The organism is Agrobacterium sp. MS2 (assembly GCF_003261015.1).
In the GTDB taxonomy this organism is placed as follows: Bacteria; Pseudomonadota; Alphaproteobacteria; order Rhizobiales; family Rhizobiaceae; genus Agrobacterium; species Agrobacterium pusense.
On record NZ_QLNF01000025.1, the window covers coordinates 142,033 to 145,729 of the forward strand.

The window sequence follows — 3,697 nt, forward strand, 5'->3', positions numbered from 1 at the left end:
AAGCGATCAGGAAGGCAAAACGCCTGTTCGAGATCGGCGAGGCCTACGGCATCTGCCCGCGCCGGAAGGTGGCGGTAATGAGCCTTTACGACGATTTTTCGATGCGTGACGGGCTTGCGCGACTATGGCCGCAGACGGAATGGCTGAAGGCGGCGGTGCGGCTTGCCAGTGTAACTGATGGTGAGGAGCGGCAGCGTTACCTTGCCTCTGGTCTGAGCGCCATCGGCGCGCTGCAGCCTTTCCTTGACACGCCGGTCAAGGGCCTGTGGTTCGACAAATGGCCGGCGGACCGGCCGATGCTCGACGAACCGGCGCCGGCAAGCACGTTTTACCACATCGTCTGCGCCATCTATGAGGCCGAGGCGGTGCTGCGGTAAGGTATTGTTGACAAAGTGGAGTCCTAATCAGCCAAGGAAGAGAATGCCGGATCGTTGAACCGCAGTTGCCGACCAAGCGTGGTCTCGCGTCTCGACCATCGGATGAAAATGCCGCTTTTTCAATGGGACGTTTCATGTGTTGCGCGTTAGCTGGCCGTGTCACGATATGCACGAGAGGTAATGGAAAGTGGAATTCGGTTGACCTTGCCGCGCTGAAATAATACGTTTTGAAGTAAGCCCTAGTCTTTTGAGAGGAGCAGAGAATGAAGCGAAACCGTTTCATAGACGAGAACAGATCATCGGCATCCTGAAGGAGAATTGGGCGGGCATACCTGTTGCGGAGCTTTGTCGCAAGCACGGCGTCAGCGACGCCAATATCTATAAATGGAAGCCAAGTTCGGCGACAAGGACGTGTCCGAGACCAAGCGGCTGAAGACGCTAGAAGACGAAAACACGAAACTGAAACGGTTTCTGCGATGCTTGAACTGCCCCCATTTCGACCTGACAGTCGGCCTCAACATTCGGATCGGAGAGAAAGCGTTACGCAGCTTTTGGTTCGCCTAGTCCTGGCAGGCGAAAAAATAGAGCCGCCCACATGCTCCCTAAGCCGTCGTAAAAGCTCCGAGAAACGTCGGCCAAGGCGGGCATCCCTGAAAGCTCCCGCGTCTATTTCATGACTGCTCCAATGGGCGTCATTATCAGCAACTACATCGTCTCGAACCGAGATAAAGCACCACCTCAAACGAATCAGGTGCTGGACACAGGAAACGAGTTCTCTGAATGTGAGGATCTATGACTAGACCTGCGGCTATCGTTGGGACGTAAGCGGTGTGCCCATCACACTGACCACCAAGACGGGGGTCCGTTTTGAAGATCAGCCTTCAGACCCACGGCCAGTGTGCGTTGATCGTGGCCACACCGCAAATTCACATGCTGTCGATAAAGGGGCGTTGGACGAGAATCCATTCGTCAGGATATGGCTCGTGATCCTGGCGGTGCTTCGTCTGGTACTCGCCCCAGCCCTGCAGCTTCCAGTATTTCGTCATGACATCGAAATGGCTATGCCCGTTATCTCGCCAGCCTTAACAGCTCCCTTATTAAGGAGCGCTCTGAAGCCGTCTCCCATTGGGCCGGCAAGACAAAGGCCGGGGAGCAGTTGACCGTCTGGCTCGGGATCGAGCCAGATTTCGTGGACGAGTTCGTTTTTCATTGAAGTGTTTTACTTCACGAACCATCCTTCCGAACGAGGCGGTCGGACGCAGGGGCTACTACGTGCGGCAGTTGCTTGCCATGCCCGGATAATTCCACGGCAAAAGCTCATCGACGCGACGCTGCTTGTGACCGTTGACAATGGCGGTGAGCGTCGCCGTCAGATAGGCCAGCGGATCGACGGCATTGAGTTTGCAGGTCTCGACAAGCGAGGCAATGGTCGCCCAGTCCTCGGCCCCGGCATCGTGTCCGGCAAAGAGTGCATTCTTGCGATTGAGGGCAATCGGCCGAATGGTGCGCTAGACACTGTTGTTGTCGATCTCTCTACGGCCGTCCGTCAGGAAGAGCTTCAGGCCATCCCAGTATTTGGCGATGTAGGCCAAAGCCTCGCTAAGTGAGGACTTTGACGCAACACGGGCACGGTGATGGATGAGCCACGGCTGCATGTCTGCGACGAGTGGCGCTGATCGTGCCTGCCGACCTGCAAGGCGAGCCTCAGGATCAAGGCCGCGCAATTCTCCTTCAATGCGATACAACACGCCGATTCGTTTCACGCCGTCTTCGGCAATCGGTGCTGATCCATTGCGAGTGATCTCCACCAGCTTGCGCCGAGCATGGGCCCAACAATAGGCAAGCCTGATGTCCGCACCGACACGGTCTGGCGCGATCAGCCTGTTGTATCTGGCATATCCATCCACCTGCAGGACGCCTGAGAAGCCCTGCAGTATCCGCTCGGCATGAATGCCACCGCGCCTGAGAGCGTAGGTGAAGGCGACGCCGGGCGGAGCACCGCCGCCCCAAGGTCGATCATCCCGCGCCAGCGCCCAGAAGTATCCGGTCTTGGTCTTACGCGAGCCGGGATCGAGAACCGGGGCACGGGTCTCGTCCATGAACAACTTGGTCGAGCGCTTCAGGTTGGCTATCAACGCATCGAAGACGGGACGCAATTCGAAAGGTGCTCGACCGACCCAGTCAGACAGCGTTGATCGGTCGAGATTGATGCCCTGACGGCTCATGATCTGGGCCTGACGGTAAAGCGGAAGGTGGTCTGCATATTTGGAGACCAGCACATGGGCGATGGAGGCTTCCGTTGGAAGCCCTGCCTGGATCAGCCGTATTGGAGCTGGAGCCTGAACGAAACCGTCAGTGCAGGCGCGGCACGCATATTTGGGGCGACGGGTAACCATGACGCGGAACTGTGCGGGGATCACGTCCAGCCAATATAATGCAGGCAACCGCCGCAGGCGCATATCAGGCTTTCCCGCTCGATCACCTCTTCGACACGCGGAAGATGCTTTGGAAGGGAGCCGCGATTGATGGCGCGTGGCTTGGCAATCCTGTTTCTAGCAGGAGTGTCCGCCTCATCCTCGGTATGGACCACGGCCATAGCCGTCTCCAAGTCTTCCAGCGCTAGGTCGAATTGGTCAGGATCGGTCTTCTCGGACTTGCGTCCGAAGGCCGCCTGCTTGAATGCTGCGACCAGCTTCTCAAGCCGTTCGATCCGCTCATCTTTGCGGGCGATATGCTCATCCTTCCTGGCTATCGCCACGTCCTTCGCCATCTCACGTGCTTGTGCCGCAATCAGCATCGCCTTCAGGTCGGCAACATCATCGGGAAGCTCAGTGGCATCAAGCATGGCCGGAAGCTACCAAATCCCGAGCCGATTTGTCTTTGGAATTTGCGGTGCTGAGTCATCGTGCCGCAGCTATTCAATGGCCTCCGGCCTCTCGTCTGGACGGCATGAACCCGCCGCCGACCGAGGCCTGCGAACAGGGCTTCGAACTGGGCATGGGTTAGTGTCATCAGCCCATCTTTGATGCCTGGCCAAGTGAAGGTGTGCTCCTCCAGCCGTTTGTAGGCCATGACGATCCCAGAGCCATCCCAGTAGATCAGCTTCAATCGATCCGCCTGCGTGACCGGAACACGAAGACCGTTCCGGTAAACGGGTCCTTGCGCAGTTCGTTCTTCACCAGCGCCGCTAAGCCATCAGTAAGCGGCAAGGAGACCCCATCTGGCGCGGCTGATGCTGAGTAGGGTATGTCGGGCATACGAGTTCTCTGAATGTGAGGATCTATGTCTAGACCTGCGGCTAGCCTTGGGTTGATGCGAAT

General features: G+C 57.5%; 2 protein-coding genes and 3 pseudogenes. 2 read left to right on the plus strand and 3 right to left on the minus strand.

The window, feature by feature from the left end:
• On the plus strand, positions 1–377 hold a 377-nt coding region (locus DOU54_RS28005; protein WP_286079892.1), incomplete at its 5' end, for an AGE family epimerase/isomerase.
• 263 nt (positions 378–640) lie between these two features.
• Positions 641–851, plus strand: a pseudogene (locus DOU54_RS11420) (transposase); the annotation flags it as partial.
• A 40-nt stretch (positions 852–891) separates the two neighbouring features.
• On the opposite strand, the gene DOU54_RS28435 reads toward DOU54_RS11420, so the two are convergent.
• The 3 genes and pseudogenes from DOU54_RS28435 to tnpB form a co-directional block, all read right to left on the minus strand.
• On the minus strand, positions 892–1,119 hold the full coding sequence (locus DOU54_RS28435; RefSeq protein ID WP_210206199.1) for a transposase DNA-binding-containing protein: 228 nt from the start codon (positions 1,117–1,119) through the stop codon (positions 892–894).
• 526 nt (positions 1,120–1,645) lie between these two features.
• Positions 1,646–3,222, minus strand: a pseudogene (gene tnpC / locus DOU54_RS11440) (IS66 family transposase).
• Positions 3,180–3,634: pseudogene (gene tnpB, locus DOU54_RS27150) on the minus strand (IS66 family insertion sequence element accessory protein TnpB). The pseudogenes tnpC and tnpB overlap by 43 nt, the downstream one beginning before the upstream one ends.
• Positions 3,635–3,697 lie beyond the last annotated feature (63 nt).